The organism is Bacteroides sp. RCH18 (assembly GCF_058231005.1).
The window spans coordinates 2,519,781-2,539,397 of record NZ_JBIPTC010000001.1 but is presented as its reverse complement, the minus strand read 5'-3'; the positions used below and the strand labels follow the sequence as shown (position 1 = coordinate 2,539,397).

Sequence of the window (19,617 nt, the reverse complement as noted above, 5' to 3'; positions counted from 1 at the left end):
TTTCTTAGAATCGGCAGCGGAGATCTATTCCGAATTGTACGGGACGTCCTTTCTGCATAAATCCTTTGTTCATCGTTTCAAAGTAGAAGGCTGCATAGTCTTTGTCCAGGAAGTTGCGTGCCCAGAAGCTGATCATTGCATTCCCTTTTTCAAGATTTGCACGCCAGTTCAGTGTGCCGTAGAAGGCTTGGCTGACGTCATTTTGTTCGGTCCAGTAGATGCGTCCGGCAGCATTGTAGTTTGCTTGGAATACAACGCGGTCGAAGATGGAACGGGAGCTACAGGTGATGGCGTATTCTCCTCCGATATTAAGCGTATGCTTGGGGACGAAGGGAACATATTTGCCGTTGTAGTCAGCTTTTACAGTCAGGTTGCCATCCTTGTCTGCTTCATTTATAATATAGTCGGTAAAGGTGGCATACGTATATCCGTAACTTGCGTTCAGACTTAGTTCGTTGGTCACGCTGGCACGGAGGGATGCTTCTGCACCGTAACTGCGGCTTTTTCCGGCATTGATAGTGATACGTCCCAGACCGCTTGCCGCAAATTGGGAAATTTGCTGGTCGCGGGTATCCATGTAGAATACTGCGAAGTCTGCCCAAAGTTTGCCTTCCCATAAGGTAAGATGGCTTCCCAACTCATAGTTCCATGAATATTCGGGCTTGTATGTGGTGGATTTCTTTACATCTGGTTCATTGGGTATCCGGGAACTTAACATCTGTTCAAATATGGCTCCGTATTGGGGATGCTTTCCAAGATTCGGACTTTCCATAATAGCATTCATCATAGAACGAGTCATCTCTGTTTGGGATAGGTCAGAGAACATTTGTATATTATATCCTCCCGAACGATATCCTTTAGCAACAGTAGCATAAATATTATTGCGTTTGTTCCATTCATATTGGATGGCAAATTTAGGAAGAAGTTGTAAATAGTCTGTTGATAACTTTCCTACAAAGGAAGTAGGAGCTTTCATATTATGATCACTAAGATTGAGTGAAGCAGGCCCCATTGCCATGCTCAGGTCAAAGTCAAAATCGACCGGAGTGCTGACTGAATTGTACTTCATGCTTATCTTTTCATAGTCGAGTCGAAGTCCGGCGGTGAAAGAAAGTCCTTCTGTAAATAGGTCATTGAAAGTTGATTCGTGATAGAGGGCGCCGCTTAGGGTGGGGGTGTCAAAAGTGCCTCCGACACTCAATGTGGGGTTATGTATAGTCATGCGCATAGTTGGGCCTTTGCCTTCCATTGCTGCAAAAGCATTATTAGCGTTATCTTCTATCATCGTTTTGACCCCTTCTTCTTTGAACAATACAGGACCTGTGGTGTGCAGCCATTGATAGAATCCGAAAGCTCCTGTTGCCCATTGCCATCTTTTCCCCGGTTTAGCTTTTAGGATAATTTCTTCGGAGATGGTATTAGACCGTTGTTTCTGTTCAATATTGAAGATATCCCGTTCAGTGAAGTCTTGATCGAGAAACATGCGGTCTTTCAGATTCTGATACCCTGTTACGGCACTTAAAATAAAGTTTTGAGCTTGATATTCAATGTTAATACCTGTATTGAGCAGTCCGCGATAGTAGCTGCTCCGGTCATTATATGAAATTTTTCCGATATAATCTGCCCGGTCTTCAGTAAGCACTTTTCCTTTTTCTTTGGCTTCTGCTATGCCGTTTTGAGTAATCCCAGTGTAATAATAAGGATAGCCGCCCTGATCACTATATTCATAACTAAGAGCCATATCTATTTTCAGATTGGATGTAGGCATATAGATGCCACGGAAACGCCCACCGCCTGCATTGCTTTTATCTACCTTCTCATTATTTCTTGCTGAATTTTCGAAGAACCCACCTGTATGTTCGTAAAATCCTCCGGTGGAGAAAGCGAAGCGATCGGATAAACGATGGTAGTGTGTTAATGAAACATTGTAATTGTTATAGGTGGCAGCTCCCATCCGTATATCAGTCCCCTGATAAGTGAAAGGAGATTTAGTGTGTACTTTGATGAGGCCTCCCATTGTATTACGGCCATAAAGAGTTCCTTGCGGACCACGGAGGATATCAATACGTTCAATATCAGCATAATTGAAGTCGAAAGCTGATTTGTCAATATAAGGAATATTATCTACGTAAAGTCCCACTGATGGAGTATTGATACGAGAACCGATTCCACGGATATAAATGGAGGTAGTCAGTTTCGAACCATAATCCGGAATAAATAAGTTAGGAACAATGCCCGTTAGATTTTTCACGGAGTTCACTTGGTTAGCCTGCATGTCTTTCTGTGACAATACAGTTGTAGCCGCCGGCAGCTCACGTAGTTTCCGGTTTTCTTTCGGAGTGGCGATCACTACCACTTCTTCGATGTCTACTACTTTAAGAGAATCTTTAGGGAAATCTTCAGCCCATGTTGTTCCTGTCGTCAGGAGTGCGAGGGCAATCATAATATTCTTTGTTTTCATTCGCAGTTAATTTGTCTGGTGCAAAGTAACGGCAAATATATAAAGTAGGCAATCCTCATTTATTAGGATTATGCTTCATTTTTTAAGAAGTCAGATTCGGTCCGCCTCTATGTATCCGTTCATTACGGCATAGATGGTTAATCCTGATACAGACTTGATTCCAAGTTTTTCCGTGATGTTTTTCCTGTGGGTGATGACGGTAGTCAGACTGATATTCAGTTTGTCGGCAATCTCTTTGTTGATTAATCCTTTGGTAATCAGTACCAGTACCTCTATCTCACGGGCAGATAAGATTTCCTGATGTACCTCCGGCATGGCAATCGGGGGCATATCTTTTACAGGATAGCCGTTGTGGTGTGCATGTTGATGAAGCTTCAAAAGACTTTTCACCAGTTTTTCTTCCGGTTCGTAGATATTGAGTACAGGCACACCCGACAGTTGGAATTGCGGGCTGTCACTGGCCAGCACAATTGTTTTCCGCTTTCGGGGGAGGAAGAAGGCATTGTGTTCAACATAGATTTGTGCCGAGATGAAGTAATGGGCATACATGTCCGGAGTATCATCCATTAGTTCACTGAAACTGTGGAAGGTACGGATGGTTGCCATTGGGATAATCTCTTCCAATATACTTTTCAGTCCGAGACAAGTGAGGGTGTTGGACTCGATAATGGCTATTTCAGGTTTATTATTCATCTTATCGCTGAGTTTTTACTGTTGGTTTATATAATTTGCTACCGCTTCCGCACACCGTTCTCCATCGACTCCTGCCGAAACAATTCCACCTGCATACCCTGCACCTTCTCCGCAGGGAAACAACCCGCGAACAGTGATGTGCTGTAACGTCTCCTTATCCCGCACGATGCGGACTGGGGAAGAAGTACGAGTCTCTACTCCAATCATCACCGCTTCATTCGTAAGGAAACCATGACTACTACGCCCGAACTGCTGAAAACCGAGAGATAACCTTTTGCTGATAAAGTCCGGCATCCAGAAATGAAGCGGAGAAGAAATCAGCCCCGGACTATATGAAGACTCCGGTAAATCATAGCTTAACTTCTTGCGGGTAAAGTCCAGCATACGTTGCGCCGGTGCCGTTTGGCGCCTGCCACCCTGCAACCAGCATTGACGTTCCAACTCCTCCTGAAAGTGAAGGGGAGTAAGTTGAGTATTGAGAGTCGAGAGCTGAGAATTGCTCAGCAATGGGTTAATGGCTAATAACTGCTCATTTTGTTGCGCAGCCCATTCTCCATTCTTCATTTTCCATTCTCCATTAATTAAATCTTCCGGTTGAATCTCTACCACCATTCCCGAGTTACTCCAACGCGATCCGCGGTTAGAAGGAGACATTCCGTTTACTACAACTTGTTCCGGGCCGCTGGCGGCAGGAACAATGAAACCGCCGGGACACATACAGAAGCTATAGACTCCTCTGCCTTCAGCTTGTGTCACGAAGCTGTACTCGGCAGCAGGAAGGTATTTCCCCCGCCCGTTCTTATTGTGGTATTGTATCTGGTCGATCAGCATAGCCGGATGTTCCAGCCGGACACCGACAGCGATTCCTTTGGCTTCTATCGTAACACCGTTTGCAGCCAGCCAACGATATACATCCCTTGCGGAATGTCCGGTTGCCAGTATCACAGGACCGAGAAAAGTCTTTCCTGTGTTGGTTTCAATACCTTTGATTTCGTTGTTCTCAATAATCAGTGCATCCATTCTGGTCTGAAAATGCACTTCTCCGCCGCACTCGATAATCGTATTCCGCATATTTTCAATGACACGCGGAAGTTTGTCTGTCCCAATGTGAGGATGGGCATCGGCCAGTATAGCCGCAGAAGCTCCGTGCTGACAGAATACATTCAGTATCTTGTCTACATTTCCTCTTTTCTTGCTGCGGGTGTAAAGTTTGCCATCCGAATAGGCTCCTGCACCTCCTTCACCAAAGCTATAGTTCGATTCCGGATTTATGGTATGTTCTCTGCTGATTTGTGCCAGATCTTTTTTCCGTTCGCGCACATCTTTTCCCCGTTCTACGATAACCGGACGTAGTCCGAGTTCGATGAGGCGTAAGGCGGCAAACAGTCCGCCGGGACCGGCACCGACTACGATAACCTGTGGCTTGTCTTCTACATTATTATATATAGTGCGTTCGTATTCATCCTCCTTGGGCATCTCATTGATGTATGCCCGTACCTTCAGGTTGACAAAGATAGTCCGTTGACGTGCATCGATGCTCCGTTTCAGTATTCGGGTAGCAGTGATATTACGCAGGTTAATGCCTTTTTCTTTAGATATATATTCTTTCAGTCGCTGTTCGTTTGCTGCGATTTCGGGAAGGATGCGGAGTTGGTATTCTTGTGTCATGGATTTATATTAATTTAAACTTATCCGAAGAGTGCTCTGAATGCCTCTTCCACCTTTCTTACAGGTACTAATTCTATTTTTAGTTTTTGGGTGTCAATCCCTTGCAGGTTATACTTAGGAAGCAGGAACCGTTTGAATCCTAACTTTTCCGCTTCTCCGATTCGCTGCTCTATTCGATTCACGGGGCGTATCTCTCCCGACAGACCGATTTCTCCTGCCATACAGACTTCCGGTTCGACAGCCGCATCCATATTGGAAGAAAGGATGGCACTGATCACTGCCAGGTCAATAGCCGGATCATTCACCTTCAATCCTCCTGCAATATTCAGAAACACATCTTTCTGCGCAAGCTTGAAGCCTACGCGCTTTTCGAGAACAGCCAGAAGCATATTCATTCTCCGTATATCGAAGCCGGTTGCCGACCGTTGAGGATTTCCATAGACGGCAGAACTCACCAAAGCTTGTGTCTCAATCAGGAACGGGCGTACTCCCTCGATAGCAGAAGCAATCGCTACTCCGCTCATCCCTTCATGATCCTGACTTAACAGTAACTCCGAAGGATTGCTGACCTGACGTAATCCGTCCTGACGCATTTCGTAAATACCTAGTTCGGCAGTACTTCCGAATCGGTTCTTGATGCTTCGCAGAATACGGTACATATAATGCTGGTCTCCTTCAAACTGGAGAACTGTATCTACAATATGCTCCAGTACCTTTGGGCCTGCAATACTACCTTCTTTATTTATATGTCCGATCAGCAGGACCGGCGTATGCGTTTCCTTGGCAAAACGGAGAATCGATGCCGAACATTCCCTTACCTGGGCAATGCTTCCGGGAGATGATTCTATATTTTCTGTGGAAATAGTCTGTATGGAGTCGATAATGACCAGGTCGGGACTGGTGTTCTTGATATGTACGTAAATCTGTTCAAGTGAAGTTTCACAAACGATCAGACAGTCGCTGGAGACTTCCGAAAGGCGGTCGGCGCGTAGTTTCAGCTGTCGTGCGCTCTCTTCACCGGATACATAGAGAATCTTCTTGTCCGGCATACGCAAGACAGTCTGCATGACGAGTGTCGATTTTCCGATTCCGGGTTCGCCGCCGATCAAAACCAGAGAGCCGGGCACAAGTCCTCCGCCCAATACACGATTCAGTTCGTCGTCGTGCATATTGATGCGCGGCTCATCATCGGCTTCTATTTCGCTGAGGATAACAGGTTTCGCTTTCTGCGTCTCGATGCCCGATACCGGACGGCGGTTGGTCGTTTCTTTCCGTACGATTTCTTCTACATACGTATTCCATTCTCCGCACGACGGACACTTACCCACCCATTTCGGTGATTCCTGCCCGCAGTTACTGCATACATATACGGTTTTTTCTTTTGCCATTTTCTTTTTCCTTTAATATAAGAACCCGAATGCCCATAACGGAATTTTGTTTCCTGCTGAATATTCTATATCATCTGCGGCTATAAATGCCTGTTTGCTGCCAGCTATCTGTTTTCCGTCCTTACTTTTTCCGCCAACTTCTATTGTGTATTTGCTGTCTATCGTGTAGTCTGCACTACGTGTACAGTATTCTACTCTATGCAGATAAGAAAGTTGGTTCACCATAAATACTTCTCTCAATGTGCCCTTGTTCACATCCTTGAAAGTCAGCGCATAAAGTAAATTGGTATTTTCCATGTATATCTTATCCGGTTTTTGTAGCTTTTTGATAGAGTCGTTGTCCGAATAAAGAAGATGAATTAACTTGGCTCTGTCCAAATATTGCAGATAGGCCAGAATGGTGGTACGCGAGAGTTCTGCCAGGGCAGAGAGCTTAGTGATATCCACCATAAACGGAACTTCGGAGGAAAGGATACCTAACAGGCTTTTCAATTTCCGTACATTACTGATATCTACTCCACATTGTTGGGGAAGTTCAATCTCAAGTATCAAATTCGTTATATTCTCGATTCGTGTATAATACTCTGCATTTCCTTCCAGATAAAAAGGATAATACCCATGTTTCAGATAATCCTCAAAATGAGCCAGTGGTCTGCATTGAGAGTTGACCTCATTGCAAATTCCGTCACTGCTCTCCAAGATCTCTTCCAATGTATAGGGGCGGATATGAATCTGATGAAATAACTTCAGATATTCACGGTAAGAGAGTCCTTGCATATTGTATGATATGCATCGGCGTGACAAATCTGCTTCTGCATTCAGAAGTTGAAGTAAGGAGGAGCCTGTGAATACTATTTTCAGTTCGGGAAACTCGTCATATATATTTTTAATCTCCTTGCTCCAGGATGGATATTTATGTACTTCATCCAGAAAGAGACATTTTCCTCCTTTCAGATAAAACTGTTCAGCCAATTCGCTAAGCGTATGTTGAGTGAAATACAGACTATCCAGACTTGTGTATAAGGCGCTCTGACTATCGTTTGCATAATGAAGTTTCAGGTATTGAAGCATTAAAGTCGTTTTTCCGACTCCACGTGCTCCGCGGATGGCAATCAGTCGGTTATCCCAATTGATTGTATCCATTAAGCTCCTGATATAAGTAGTGGAAGTGGCTGTTAGTAACCTTTTATATCTTCTGATTAGTGTATCCATATCCTTATTTGTTTTCTATGGAATACAAAAATAGGCATAATTTGTTCAACGCGCAAAACAAAATCGGATAAAATCTGTTCAACGCATTAAACAAAAGGTCCTTATAGAGTGATCTCACCAGCTATCGACCGATTCATACGATCACGAACCTCATCCGGAGTATATCCGTGTCCCAATAAGAACATCAATTTAGTCACGGCCGATTCTGTCGTACTGTCATATCCGGAGACCACTCCTGCCTGTAGTAGCTGGTACCCTGTTTCGTAACGTTCCATCTCCACCATTCCGGCATTGCACTGGGTTACATTGACAATGACAATCCCCTGCGCACTGGCCTGACAAAGCCTGCGGATAAACCATTCCTTTCGGGGAGCATTGCCGGAACCATACGTTTCGAGTACGACCGCCTTTAATCCTTTGGTCCCTAACATCGTAGCTACTACATTCTCCTGAATGCCGGGGAATAACTTGAGAACCACGATGTTCGTATCCAATAAATAATGTGGCACTAACTCCTGCTTGCTTTTGTTGACATGAATCTGTGCCTGATTATATTTAATGTGAATACCCGCTTCCGCCAATACCGGATAATTGAATGAGCGGAATGCGTTGAAGTTTTCCGCGTTCATCTTTGTCGTACGGTTTCCCCTCATCAGATGATTCTCAAAGAAGATGCAGACTTCCGGAACGAGTGCTTTCCCCTCCTTATCCTGTGCGGCGGCAATTTCGATACTTGTCATCAAGTTTTCCTTTCCGTCCGTGCGGAGCACCCCTATCGGGAGTTGGGAACCCGTAAGGATCACAGGTTTGTCCAGTCCTTCCAGCATAAAACTCAGGGCGGAGGCTGTATAAGCCATCGTATCCGTTCCGTGCAAAATGACGAAGCCATGATAGAGATCATAGTTCTCATGAATAATGTGTACCAGCTTTCTCCACATATCGGGTTCCATGTCCGAAGAGTCCATCGGAGGGTCAAACTGATAAGTATCAATCGGGAAGTTGAATTTTTGCAATTCGGGGATATGCCTTTGGAGTTGCTCGAAGTTGAAGTTCTCCAATGCGCCTGTTGCGGTGTTTTCAATCATTCCAATTGTTCCACCGGTGTATATTAACAATACGGAAGTATTTAACGGGGTCATACGCTGGTTTTATGCTGTTGTTTTTGCAAATATAATAATATAAACGATATATAAATAGCAAAATGTCATAAAAGTGCAGGGCTTTTATGGGAGGGAAAAGAGACGGGATGTTCTTTTTATCAGAAAAAAACCGAAAAAAGTGATAGATTGAACGTTTTTATTATTACTTTTGCGACACTTATCAAAAACAATGGTAGAAACAGAGACTATGATGAAGTACTATCCACATACAGTCACATCCATGTGTACCATGACCCTTTGGGGTTAATGGATAGTATTTGTGTATCTACGTGATTCACGCCTGTGTAAGTAGGCAAAACTCAATTTTAATTTTTTCGTAAACAACCAATCACCCTGTAATAACTATACTCAAGGGGATTGTATTTAAATATGTATCTTCATGAAAGTAATGAAATTCGGCGGAACGTCCGTAGGTTCCGTGAACAGCATTTTAAGTGTAAAGAGAATTGTAGAGTCGGCCGGCGAGCCGGTAATTGTAGTTGTTTCCGCGTTAGGGGGCATCACTGACAAATTGATTAATACATCGAAGATGGCGGCAGCCGGAGATTCGGCCTACGAAGGAGAGTTCCGCGAAATCGTCTATCGTCATGTGGAGATGATTAAAGAAGTGATTCCTGCCGGAGCAGGGCAAGTGGCATTGCAACGTCAGATTGGCGAATTGCTGAATGAGTTGAAAGACATTTTCCAGGGTATCTATCTGATCAGAGACCTTTCCCCGAAAACATCGGATACCATTGTCAGCTATGGCGAACGCCTTTCGTCCATCATCGTTGCCGAACTGATCGATGAGGCAAAATGGTTTGATTCGCGTACTTTTATCAAGACTGAAAAGAAGCATAATAAACATACGATTGATGCCGATCTGACTAATCAGTTAGTAAAAGAGGCTTTCCATTCCATTCCGAAAGTATCGTTGGTTCCCGGATTTATTTCTTCGGATAAGGTGTCGGGAGACGTAACGAATCTCGGTCGTGGTGGTTCCGATTATACGGCTGCCATTATTGCCGCAGCGCTCGATGCCAGCAGTCTGGAGATATGGACCGATGTGGACGGCTTTATGACTGCCGACCCGCGCGTGATCTCAACAGCCTATACTATTTCCGAATTGAGCTATGTAGAAGCAACCGAACTTTGTAACTTCGGTGCGAAAGTAGTTTATCCGCCGACAATCTATCCGGTATGTCATAAGAATATTCCTATTATAATAAAGAACACGTTCAATCCTGACGGAGTAGGAACGGTCATTAAGCAAGAACTTTCCAATCCGCAAGGGAAAGCCATCAAGGGTATTTCTTCAATCAACGATACGAGTCTGATCACTGTTCAGGGATTGGGTATGGTAGGTGTGATCGGTGTAAACTACCGTATATTCAAGGCTTTGGCAAAGAATGGAATCAGTGTATTCCTCGTTTCGCAGGCTTCATCAGAAAACAGTACCTCTATCGGTGTTCGGAACGCTGATGCCGATTTGGCTTGTGAAGTGCTGAATGAAGAATTTGCGAAAGAGATCGAGATGGGAGAGATTTCTCCGATCCTTGCAGAGAGAAATCTGGCTACGGTGGCAATCGTTGGCGAGAATATGAAGCATACACCGGGTATAGCAGGGAAGCTCTTCGGTACACTGGGACGTAATGGTATCAATGTAATCGCTTGTGCGCAGGGAGCTTCGGAAACCAACATTTCTTTTGTTGTCGATTCCAAGTCATTGCGTAAATCTCTGAACGTTATCCATGACTCCTTCTTCCTGTCCGAATATCAGGTACTGAATCTCTTTATCTGCGGTATCGGTACGGTGGGCGGCAGTCTGGTAGAACAGATTCGTTGCCAGCAACAGAAACTGATGATGGAGAACGGATTGAAGTTGCACGTCGTAGGTATCATCGATGCTGCGAAAGCCATGTTCAGCCGCGCAGGCTTCGACCTTGCTAATTTCCGTGAAGAGCTGCAGGAGAAAGGCAAGGACAGCAGCTTGCAGACGATCCGTGACGAAATAGTCGGAATGAATATCTTCAACTCCGTATTCGTGGATTGTACGGCAAGCCCCGACATTGCATCACTTTACAAAGACCTTTTACAGCACAACGTTTCCGTAGTGGCAGCCAATAAGATCGCTGCGTCTTCGGCTTACGAGAACTATCGCGAACTGAAAACGATTGCCCGTCAACGGGGGGTGAAGTACCTGTTTGAAACAAACGTAGGTGCGGGACTGCCGATTATCAATACCATTAACGACCTGATTCACAGTGGTGACAAGATACTAAAGATTGAAGCCGTACTTTCGGGTACATTGAACTATATCTTTAATAAGATCAGCGCTGACATTCCTTTCAGCCGCACGATCAAGATGGCACAGGAAGAACGCTATTCCGAACCGGACCCGCGTATCGACCTGAGCGGAAAAGACGTGATTCGCAAACTGGTGATTCTGGCACGTGAAGCCGGATACCACATCGAGCAGGAAGACGTAGAGAAGAATCTCTTTGTCCCGAACGACTTCTTCGAAGGTTCGCTGGATGACTTCTGGAAACGAGTGCCGAGCCTCGACGCAGACTTCGAAGCCCGTCGTCAGGTATTGGAGAAAGAACATAAACATTGGCGCTTTGTTGCCAAACTGGAAGACGGAAAAGCCTCTGTCGGCCTGCAGGAAGTGGGTGCCAACCATCCGTTCTACGGACTGGAAGGCAGCAACAACATCATCTTGCTGACTACGGAACGCTATAAAGAATATCCGATGATGATTCAAGGATACGGTGCCGGTGCCGGAGTAACGGCTGCGGGAGTATTCGCTGATATCATGAGTATCGCAAACGTTTAATTAATGGAGAATGGATAATGGAGAGTGGATAATGGCTTTGCAGCTTGTGGCACCGCTCATTATTTTTAATGAATTCTCATTGTATCTTTCATTATCCATTTTCCATTATCCATTAAAAAATTAAAGAAGTGAAGCATATTATCATACTGGGAGACGGAATGGCCGACTGGCCAGTGAAGTCATTGGGGGACAAGACGCTCCTGCAATATGCGAAGACGCCTTATATGGATAAGTTAGCCCGCATGGGACGCAATGGACGTTTGATAACTGTTGCCGAAGGTTTCCATCCGGGTAGTGAGGTTGCCAATATGTCCGTGTTGGGATATAATCTTCCGAAAGTGTACGAAGGACGCGGGCCGCTCGAAGCAGCCAGTATCGGTGTAGACCTGAAACCGGGAGAAATGGCGATGCGTTGTAATCTGATTTGTGTGGAAGGAGATATTCTGAAGAATCACTCTTCCGGACATATATCTACGGAAGAAGCGGATGTACTGATCCAGTATCTGCAAGAGAAGCTGGGGAATGACCGCGTACGCTTCCATACAGGAGTTCAGTATCGTCATCTGCTTGTTATCAAGGGGGGGGATAAAGAACTGGATTGCACCCCTCCGCACGATGTCCCGTTGAAGCCTTTCCGCCCGTTAATGGTGAAACCCTTAGTGCCGGAAGCGCAGGACACGGCGGACCTTATCAATGATCTTATTCTTAAATCACAGGAACTGCTGAAGAACCATCCGTTGAATCTGAAACGGATGTCGGAAGGCAAGGACCCTGCAAACAGCATCTGGCCCTGGAGCCCCGGCTATCGTCCGCAGATGCCTGCTTTCTCCGAAACCTTTCCGCAAGTAAAGAAAGGAGCAGTTATTTCGGCTGTCGACTTGATTAACGGAATCGGATATTATGCCGGCTTACGCCGCATTGCGGTAGAGGGAGCCACCGGACTGTATAATACAAATTATGAGAATAAAGTAGCTGCCGCTCTGGAAGCACTGAAGACGGACGATTTCGTTTATCTTCATATCGAGGCCAGTGATGAGGCGGGACACGAAGGGGATATCGACCTGAAGCTCCTGACGATAGAGAACCTCGACAAACGTGCTGTAGGTCCTATCTACGAAGCAGTGAAGGACTGGGACGAGCCTGTGGCGATTGCCGTATTGCCCGACCATCCTACTCCCTGCGAACTTCGCACCCATACCTCCGATCCTATACCGTTCCTTATCTGGTATCCGGGCATCGAACCGGATGAAGTGCAGACGTATGACGAGATATCGGCATGCGACGGCAGTTACGGTGTGCTGAAAGAAGATGAGTTTATAAAAGAATTTATGAATCAAAAGAATATCCAATGAAATACTATAGTACAAATAAACAAGCGCCGATGGCTTCTTTGCAGGAAGCTGTAGTAAAAGGGCTTGCCGCCGACAGAGGGCTTTTCATGCCAATGACTATCAAGCCTCTTCCCCAAGATTTTTACGATACGATAGATACTTTGTCTTTTCAGGAGATTGCTTATCGTGTAGCCGATGCTTTCTTTGGCGAAGACATCCCCGCCGATACACTGAAACAAATAGTGTACGATACATTGAGTTTTGATGTACCGTTGGTGAAAGTAGCGGACAACATCTATTCTTTGGAACTTTTCCACGGACCGACTCTGGCTTTCAAAGATGTAGGCGGCCGTTTTATGGCACGTTTGCTGGGTTACTTCATCAAGAAAGAAGGCCAGAAGGATGTGAATGTGCTGGTAGCGACTTCCGGCGATACGGGAAGTGCGGTTGCCAACGGTTTTCTGGGTGTGGAAGGTATTCATGTATATGTACTTTACCCTAAAGGAAAAGTCAGCGAAATACAGGAGAAGCAGTTCACTACTTTGGGACAGAATATCACCGCTCTCGAAGTGGACGGAACGTTTGATGATTGTCAGGCACTGGTAAAAGCTGCTTTCATGGATAAGGAACTGAACGAACATCTGTCACTGACTTCTGCCAATTCTATCAATGTAGCCCGCTTCCTGCCGCAAGCGTTCTATTATTTCTATGCTTATGCACAGCTGAAACGTGCCGGAAAAGCCGACAATGCCGTGATTTGTGTTCCTAGCGGAAACTTCGGAAACATCACAGCTGGATTGTTCGGCAAAAAGATGGGCTTGCCTATCAAACGTTTTATTGCTGCTAACAATCGCAACGATATATTCTATCAATACCTGCAAACAGGTAAATATAATCCCCGCCCATCTGTTGTGACCATTGCCAATGCTATGGACGTAGGTGATCCGAGCAACTTTGCCCGTGTGCTTGACTTGTATGGCCGTTCTCATGCAGACATTTCCGCTGAGATTTCGGGAACTACATATACCGACGAGCAGATTCGCGAAACTGTGAAAGAAACCTGGAAGGAACATCATTACCTGCTCGATCCTCATGGAGCTTGCGGTTATCGCGCTTTGCAAGAAGGATTGAAACAGGGCGAAACGGGAGTCTTCCTTGAAACTGCTCATCCTGCTAAATTCCTGGAAACTGTAGAAAGTATCATTGGCGAAGCGGTAGAAATACCTGCCAAGTTGCAGGAATTTATGAAAGGGGAGAAAAAGAGCTTGCAAATGACGAAAGAATTTGCAGACTTCAAGAAGTATTTGCTTTCTGTTTGATTGGGTTGTTAAAGCAAGGTATAAAAGAAATAATTATGCAAGATATAGTAAACGGACGCTGTGGTTGGTGTGGAACCGACGAACTGTATGTGAAATATCATGATCAGGAGTGGGGAAATTTGGTTACTGACGACAAGACGCTGTTTGAGTTTCTTGTGCTGGAGAGTGCCCAGGCGGGGTTGAGCTGGATAACCATCCTCAGAAAACGGGAGGGTTATCGCAAAGCCTTTTGCGATTTTGATGCCGAACGGGTGGCACAGATGACCGATGAAGATGTAGAACGGTTGATGCACTTTGAAGGCATTGTGAAAAACCGTCTGAAAATCAAATCGACCATTACCAACGCCAGACAATTCCTTGCTATACAAAAGGAGTTCGGTAGTTTTTACGACTACACTCTCTCATTCTTTCCCGACAGAAAGCCCATTGTCAATACCTTTTGTTCATTGAGCGAGATTCCGGCATCTTCTCCCGAATCCGATGCAATGAGTAAGGACATGAAAAAGCGCGGATTCAAATTCTTTGGAACGACGATTTGTTATGCTCACTTACAAGCTTCGGGATTTATCAACGATCACTTGAAGGATTGTATTTGCCGGAAAAAATAAATGACGTGCGGAAATAATTCAAATCTGTTTAGGAATGAACTAAACAGTAGTACACAATAGTAACTCCATTCTCCTCCTTCCCGAAGGAGGAGAATGGAAGATAGAACCGACTATCATTTAGCTCATAACAATACGAAAAGGAATAAATTGCTTTGAGCCGCTCTACTAGAGAATTAAAATATCCAAAATTGCTGTCATCTGTCACCAAATGATAGATAACGCACTGATTATAAATTAATAAAGAGGTGACAGCACAGCGTGACGGCATTGTGATAGCAAAATATGCTGTCACAATGCCGTCACGCTGTGTTATTATATCCTGCTACAATAATATACTGACCTCTTGGAATGATAAGTCTGGAATACCTTAGCTTAGTTAGTTTCCATGCAATGAAACTATAGTTCCAAAGCCTTGAAACCAATAGTTTCAAGCTGAAGAAACTTTAGTTCCAAACTTCAGAAACTAAAGTTTCAAGCGCTGGAAACTCTAGTTCCAAGGCCGTGAAACTAAAGTTTCATTAGGCAAAAAAATAATAGTTCCACAGTAGGAAACTATCAGTAGTAAGGCAGATGAAAGAATATTTTTCCGGAACAGGGATTTAATAAGCAAGGAATACTAAATATTCTCCTGTACAATGAATGGTAAATTCATCTGCTGTTGCTTCATTAAGTGTTCCTTGCCACCAGTTGCTGAAGTCGCTTAGCGGATAAAACAATCCCTCTGCTTTTAATCCTTTAGCTCCAAAGTTGATGATAGAGACCTGCTGACCGGGATATGAAGCAAAACTTTGCGTATCACTCACTGGAATAAACGTCCCGTAATCAGTGACTGTCCGTACTTCCATACCACTTCTCATATACTCCATGAGCAGACTGATGTTTCCTAATGTATGGTCTTCCCGCTTGCCGGTAGCACCTACGATGGCGATTTTCCGTATCCCTTTACTTTGCAGATAATGGACAGCTTTGGTCTGATCATTCGTCTCCTGATCCGAAATTTGAAGGATAATAGAGGAAAAACGCTTTTTATATTCCGGCAGGAGCGAGTCTCCATCGCCTATAATCACGTCGGGAGTATGTCCGCGGGAAATATATTCATTGGCGGCCCCGTCGCAACAAACGACGAATTGGGCTTCTGCCAAAAGACGCAGGGGAAGTTCGTGCGCAGGATATTCACCGTTGGCAAGTATGACGGCTTGGGGTATATAGTGTTCGTTTATCATTGCATGTTCATTATTTTTTTCCATTTGAAGTAGCCAAAGATAGCTATAATGGAGTAAAGTCCGTACAATGCGGAGGTGAAATAGAGATCTTTATAGATATAAAGTCCGCAACAGACGATGTCGACAAGAATCCAGGCAAACCATTGCTCGATGTATTTGCGTGCCAGCATCCACATTCCGACAATGCTCAACGCCGTTGTGAAACTGTCCAGCCACGGAACGTTACTGTCTGTGTATTCGATAAGTATCCGGGCGATGCCGACGAAAGACACGATAAACACAAGGAATAGTGGCAGATAGCATTTCCACGGGGTATGTATAATGGGGAGACTTTTCTTTTCCCCGTGTCCCCACATCCAGAAGAACCATCCGTAGATGGCAGCTATCAGATAGTAGATGTTGATGCCGAAGTCGGCATACAACCCCGCGTCGTAATAAACAAAGATATAAATGGCCGGCATGATGATGCCCGCCAGCCACAGATAGATACTGGCGCGATACTCCAGCCACAGGTAGATAATACCGATAAACGTACCGAATATCTCCAGATAATTCATTTCCATATTTGCTTATTTATTCGTTCTCTACGCCGGCATTACCCGGATCAGATTCTATGGGTATGTTCTCAGCCTGTCATGTTAGGGCACCCCTATTGCGTGAATCGGCGGTAAAATTACGAATTTAGCAGAAGGAAAACAAGGAATCATGTAAAAACAAGTCCTCCGTTGAAAAAACGAAGAGGAGATTTCAGCGGCATTTTTGCAATGCCGTGAAATCTCCTCTTCTCCTCATTTGTCGTGTATTATAAAACTTCTTTTTCTTTGGTCAGTTGCTCTTCATATAGCGTGTTACCGATCGTATATTTGAGGCTGAACTTTTTGGCGGTTGTGTTGTAGGTACTTTCTCCTGAGTCGATAATTACCGGTCCGTTTTCAGTATCCCATGCTTTGATCAAAACTTTCTTTACATCATTAGTGCCTTCCACTATCTGATCCGTGATGGTCAGTTCTATTGTACCCGTTTGGATATCAGCCTTCTCGTCGCTCTCGTTGTTCATGGCATAGAATAGTCTGACAGTGTTGACTCCGGTAGGCTTAATCGTTTTAGGCTTCTGAATCGTCTTCGGAGTTTCTCCTTCTAAGGTGGTATGGCCACTCATCTGGTAACTGCCCGAATAGTCATTCTTTAATTTTAATAGAATCAACATTTTATATCCGGATTCACTTATCGGATATCCTGTTGTACTTTCTATTTCGACGGGGATGACGTATGACTGGTCAATCTTCAGACTTGCTGTCTTTATCAACACAGGAACTTCAGCGGAAATACCTTCAGCGTGCTTGATTACCGTATTCTCCAAAGAAGGAATGGAATATAAATCAGTATCCAATGATTTATAATATTTGTCCTCATTCAGAACGGTCCAGTATTTTTTATTGTAAATATCTACCAACTCTTCATTGATCTTCATTTTTACGTTCACATCTCGGTCTAATGCTAATGTACCGGAACTGCTGACCGTGAAATAAGTTTTCACTTCTTCGTTACTGTAGCTTACTTCTGTGGTCCATACTCGGTTGTAAGCACCGATCAGGTAGATTTCTTTCTGATATTGTTCTTTTTCAAGCAGGTCTTTTTCACAAGAAGTGATGGAGAGCGTTAACAAAGAACAGACCACTATTTTGTATATTGATCTCATTATATGTTCAATTTTATATGATTAATAATCAGTTATATGATGGAAAGGGGAAAGTTACCAATCTCCGAATCCGTCCCATCCTGGATTTTGTTTCAGTTTGGCATTTTTATCCAATACGGCTCTCGGAATAGGATAGAAGTACATCTTCCTGTCAAAGCTGCGTAATGCATACTTATGAACTACATTGACAACAGTATAGAATTGGTCTCTTTCGGTTGTCTTCTTGGTAACGTCCATACCTTGTACCGGTTTGTTTTCTTCTGTTTCTGCTAGTCCCCAACGACGCAGGTCATGATATCTTCTTCCTTCGCACGCAAATTCGATCATACGTTCGCGGATGATTAACTGACGCATCTTCACTTGATCGCTGGCATCGGCAAGGGTGATGCCCGGCAATCCGGCACGGTAACGAATCATGTTGAAGTAGTACATGATTTCCTCCGGATTATACAAAACATGATAAGTGGTGTTATCTGCCGCTTCCGTATATTCCGGTTCTCCTTTCAGTTCATTCAATGCTTCTACATAGTTCAATAGTATTTCCGCATATCTGAATACAGGGAATGTTTTCGGTTTTATTTTAGCACCTGTATGACTGGTACAGTTATCCTCCGGATGGATATATTTCTTTAGAGTATATCCCGTTAAGTTATAGTCTTCTGGATTGGCAGCCTGTTTTGCACAGTTGCCATTCACGTAATATCCTGCTGTAAAGTTAGTCACGTTGGGAGCTTCGGTTCCTGTTACCGAAGTTGCGGGCCAGAAACATTCACAGAATCCGATAGATGCGTAGAAACGCGGTTCGCGGTCCAGATACATTTTGGCAACGGTTGGTCTCAGCTCATATCCTGTGGCGATGGTAGGTACAGTACCCGCTTCTTCATAATAATCAGGTTGTTGCACATAATCTTCTCCATCTTTCATGTAGTAGGCATCTATGAGTTTCTGAGTGATTCCTAAGCCGTTCCATCCTCCCAGTTTCAACGGGAAGGCGATTGAAATGATGTTGTTGTTCAAGGGAGTAGCATAAATAAGTTCAGGGTTTTTCACAGCCAGTGCTTCTCCATTGAACATGTCTATATACGAATGGTAAGGATCGATTCCTCCTACTCCTAACGGAAATTCCGCTTGTGACGCCTGAGAGGATGCATACGTGTTTTCATCGCTGGGTACAGTGTATAATGAGTAAATACCGCTATCGATAATTCTCTTGGAGGCAGCAGCTGATTTCGCCCATTTCACCGGGTCATATTGCTGGGCTATCATGTTTCGTCCGTCGGAAGTGGTCCAGTCGGCATAATATTGATTGCCGTTGTACCACTTGGAAGCTTGGTAAAGCCGGACACGTGACATGAGGGCGGCTGCCGCATATTTGGTAGGACGTTCGAACTGAGTGCTCGGACGGGTCGGGTCCAATAGGCTGTAAGCTTCTTCGAGGTCTTTACAGATATATTCCACACATTCATCGTACGTGTTACGTTCGAATGACAAGTTTTCAATGTTTTCATCTACCGACAGCGGCTCTTCGGGAAGGATGACTGCCGGTCCGTAAAGCTCCAACAGATAGAAATAGAAGGAAGCTCTCATGAAATGAGTCAAACCCATAATTTCACGTCTGTCCAATCCTTTCAGGTCTTTGCATTCATCGATGCGGGTGAAGATAGTGTTACACTTACGGATACCTTTGTAGTATTGTCCCCACATGTTGTAGTAAGAATCGTTCTGCGTAATTTTGTCTGCATACAAGTAGGTACCGGCGTACTCAGCTTTCTGCCATGACAGAAGGACTTCATCTACCGCAGTCTCGTAAGGACCGTAGGAACCGGAAAACAAGTTGCCTTGAGCGGGCATTAATGCCGCAGTTCCCCACACATAACGCTCCAGATAATCTTGTCTGGCAAAGATGGAGTCGAGTGGAGTCAGGTCGTTAAAGTATTCATCAACTGCCAGATAGTTGCATGAAGTCAGCATGAACGGGATGATCCCCAGTGTCGTGCATAGAATATGAAGGCTTTTTTTTAATATCTTTTTCATAATAGT

The 19,617-nt window shown here is 44.5% G+C and carries 14 protein-coding genes and 1 riboswitch; of the genes, 4 read left to right on the top strand and 10 right to left on the bottom strand.

Annotated features, from left to right (window positions below):
• Positions 1-4 precede the first annotated feature (4 nt).
• The 6 genes from ACHLI0_RS10080 to ACHLI0_RS10055 form a co-directional block, all read right to left on the bottom strand.
• Positions 5-2,461 (bottom strand): TonB-dependent receptor, encoded by a 2,457-nt coding sequence (locus ACHLI0_RS10080; protein WP_413554786.1) that lies wholly within the window; start codon positions 2,459-2,461, stop codon positions 5-7.
• A 90-nt stretch (positions 2,462-2,551) separates the two neighbouring features.
• The gene (locus ACHLI0_RS10075; protein WP_413554787.1) at positions 2,552-3,154 is read right to left on the bottom strand and encodes a response regulator transcription factor; all 603 of its coding nucleotides are present in this window, start codon (positions 3,152-3,154) and stop codon (positions 2,552-2,554) included.
• Between the two features lie 15 nt (positions 3,155-3,169).
• On the bottom strand, positions 3,170-4,822 hold the full coding sequence (locus ACHLI0_RS10070; RefSeq protein ID WP_490749065.1) for an NAD(P)/FAD-dependent oxidoreductase: 1,653 nt from the start codon (positions 4,820-4,822) through the stop codon (positions 3,170-3,172).
• Positions 4,823-4,842: 20 nt separating this feature from the next.
• Positions 4,843-6,210, bottom strand: a complete 1,368-nt coding sequence (gene radA / locus ACHLI0_RS10065) for a DNA repair protein RadA (RefSeq protein WP_008764082.1) — start codon at positions 6,208-6,210, stop codon at positions 4,843-4,845.
• Between the two features lie 12 nt (positions 6,211-6,222).
• Positions 6,223-7,422, bottom strand: coding sequence for an ATP-binding protein (locus tag ACHLI0_RS10060; RefSeq protein WP_490749064.1), 1,200 nt, complete (start codon positions 7,420-7,422; stop codon positions 6,223-6,225).
• 101 nt (positions 7,423-7,523) lie between these two features.
• Positions 7,524-8,561 (bottom strand): asparaginase, encoded by a 1,038-nt coding sequence (locus ACHLI0_RS10055; RefSeq protein ID WP_008764080.1) that lies wholly within the window; start codon positions 8,559-8,561, stop codon positions 7,524-7,526.
• Between the two features lie 400 nt (positions 8,562-8,961).
• Here ACHLI0_RS10055 and thrA point away from each other — a divergent pair, with 400 nt between their 5' ends.
• The 4 genes from thrA to ACHLI0_RS10035 all read left to right on the top strand — a co-directional run bounded on the left by thrA (position 8,962) and on the right by ACHLI0_RS10035 (position 14,655).
• Entirely contained in the window at positions 8,962-11,397 is a 2,436-nt protein-coding gene (gene thrA, locus ACHLI0_RS10050; RefSeq protein WP_490749062.1) for a bifunctional aspartate kinase/homoserine dehydrogenase I, read from the top strand.
• A gap of 128 nt (positions 11,398-11,525) precedes the next feature.
• Positions 11,526-12,749, top strand: coding sequence for a cofactor-independent phosphoglycerate mutase (locus ACHLI0_RS10045; protein WP_225680293.1), 1,224 nt, complete (start codon positions 11,526-11,528; stop codon positions 12,747-12,749).
• Positions 12,746-14,047 (top strand): threonine synthase, encoded by a 1,302-nt coding sequence (gene thrC, locus ACHLI0_RS10040; RefSeq protein WP_490749061.1) that lies wholly within the window; start codon positions 12,746-12,748, stop codon positions 14,045-14,047. Before ACHLI0_RS10045 ends, thrC begins: the two co-directional genes overlap by 4 nt.
• Before the next feature lie 35 nt (positions 14,048-14,082).
• The gene (locus ACHLI0_RS10035) at positions 14,083-14,655 is read left to right on the top strand and encodes a DNA-3-methyladenine glycosylase I (protein WP_008764076.1); all 573 of its coding nucleotides are present in this window, start codon (positions 14,083-14,085) and stop codon (positions 14,653-14,655) included.
• A 599-nt stretch (positions 14,656-15,254) separates the two neighbouring features.
• Here the strand turns inward: ACHLI0_RS10035 and ACHLI0_RS10030 are convergent.
• The 4 genes from ACHLI0_RS10030 to ACHLI0_RS10015 form a co-directional block, all read right to left on the bottom strand.
• On the bottom strand, positions 15,255-15,878 hold the full coding sequence (locus ACHLI0_RS10030) for a thiamine diphosphokinase (RefSeq protein WP_490749060.1): 624 nt from the start codon (positions 15,876-15,878) through the stop codon (positions 15,255-15,257).
• Positions 15,875-16,441: a nicotinamide riboside transporter PnuC gene (gene pnuC, locus ACHLI0_RS10025; RefSeq protein ID WP_011108279.1), complete on the bottom strand. Its 567-nt coding sequence runs from the start codon at positions 16,439-16,441 to the stop codon at positions 15,875-15,877. Before pnuC ends, ACHLI0_RS10030 begins: the two co-directional genes overlap by 4 nt.
• 1 nt (position 16,442) lies before the next feature.
• Positions 16,443-16,539, bottom strand: a riboswitch (TPP riboswitch).
• A 141-nt stretch (positions 16,540-16,680) separates the two neighbouring features.
• Positions 16,681-17,577, bottom strand: coding sequence for a BT_3044 domain-containing protein (locus ACHLI0_RS10020; RefSeq protein WP_195740515.1), 897 nt, complete (start codon positions 17,575-17,577; stop codon positions 16,681-16,683).
• A gap of 54 nt (positions 17,578-17,631) precedes the next feature.
• Positions 17,632-19,611, bottom strand: coding sequence for a RagB/SusD family nutrient uptake outer membrane protein (locus tag ACHLI0_RS10015; RefSeq protein WP_010535408.1), 1,980 nt, complete (start codon positions 19,609-19,611; stop codon positions 17,632-17,634).
• Positions 19,612-19,617: the final 6 nt, after the last annotated feature.

What these genes read in the sequence shown, in the direction of transcription:
- ACHLI0_RS10080 (WP_413554786.1), bottom strand. Translation starts at nt 2,461, where the DNA reads ATGAAAACAAAGAATATTATGATTGCCCTCGCACTCCTGACGACAGGA.
- ACHLI0_RS10060 (WP_490749064.1), bottom strand. Translation starts at nt 7,422, where the DNA reads ATGGATACACTAATCAGAAGATATAAAAGGTTACTAACAGCCACTTCC.
- thrC (WP_490749061.1), top strand. Translation starts at nt 12,746, where the DNA reads ATGAAATACTATAGTACAAATAAACAAGCGCCGATGGCTTCTTTGCAG.
- pnuC (WP_011108279.1), bottom strand. Translation starts at nt 16,441, where the DNA reads ATGGAAATGAATTATCTGGAGATATTCGGTACGTTTATCGGTATTATC.
- ACHLI0_RS10075 (WP_413554787.1), bottom strand. Translation starts at nt 3,154, where the DNA reads ATGAATAATAAACCTGAAATAGCCATTATCGAGTCCAACACCCTCACT.
- ACHLI0_RS10030 (WP_490749060.1), bottom strand. Translation starts at nt 15,878, where the DNA reads ATGATAAACGAACACTATATACCCCAAGCCGTCATACTTGCCAACGGT.
- ACHLI0_RS10070 (WP_490749065.1), bottom strand. Translation starts at nt 4,822, where the DNA reads ATGACACAAGAATACCAACTCCGCATCCTTCCCGAAATCGCAGCAAAC.
- ACHLI0_RS10015 (WP_010535408.1), bottom strand. Translation starts at nt 19,611, where the DNA reads ATGAAAAAGATATTAAAAAAAAGCCTTCATATTCTATGCACGACACTG.
- ACHLI0_RS10020 (WP_195740515.1), bottom strand. Translation starts at nt 17,577, where the DNA reads ATGAGATCAATATACAAAATAGTGGTCTGTTCTTTGTTAACGCTCTCC.
- ACHLI0_RS10055 (WP_008764080.1), bottom strand. Translation starts at nt 8,561, where the DNA reads ATGACCCCGTTAAATACTTCCGTATTGTTAATATACACCGGTGGAACA.
- ACHLI0_RS10035 (WP_008764076.1), top strand. Translation starts at nt 14,083, where the DNA reads ATGCAAGATATAGTAAACGGACGCTGTGGTTGGTGTGGAACCGACGAA.
- thrA (WP_490749062.1), top strand. Translation starts at nt 8,962, where the DNA reads ATGAAAGTAATGAAATTCGGCGGAACGTCCGTAGGTTCCGTGAACAGC.
- radA (WP_008764082.1), bottom strand. Translation starts at nt 6,210, where the DNA reads ATGGCAAAAGAAAAAACCGTATATGTATGCAGTAACTGCGGGCAGGAA.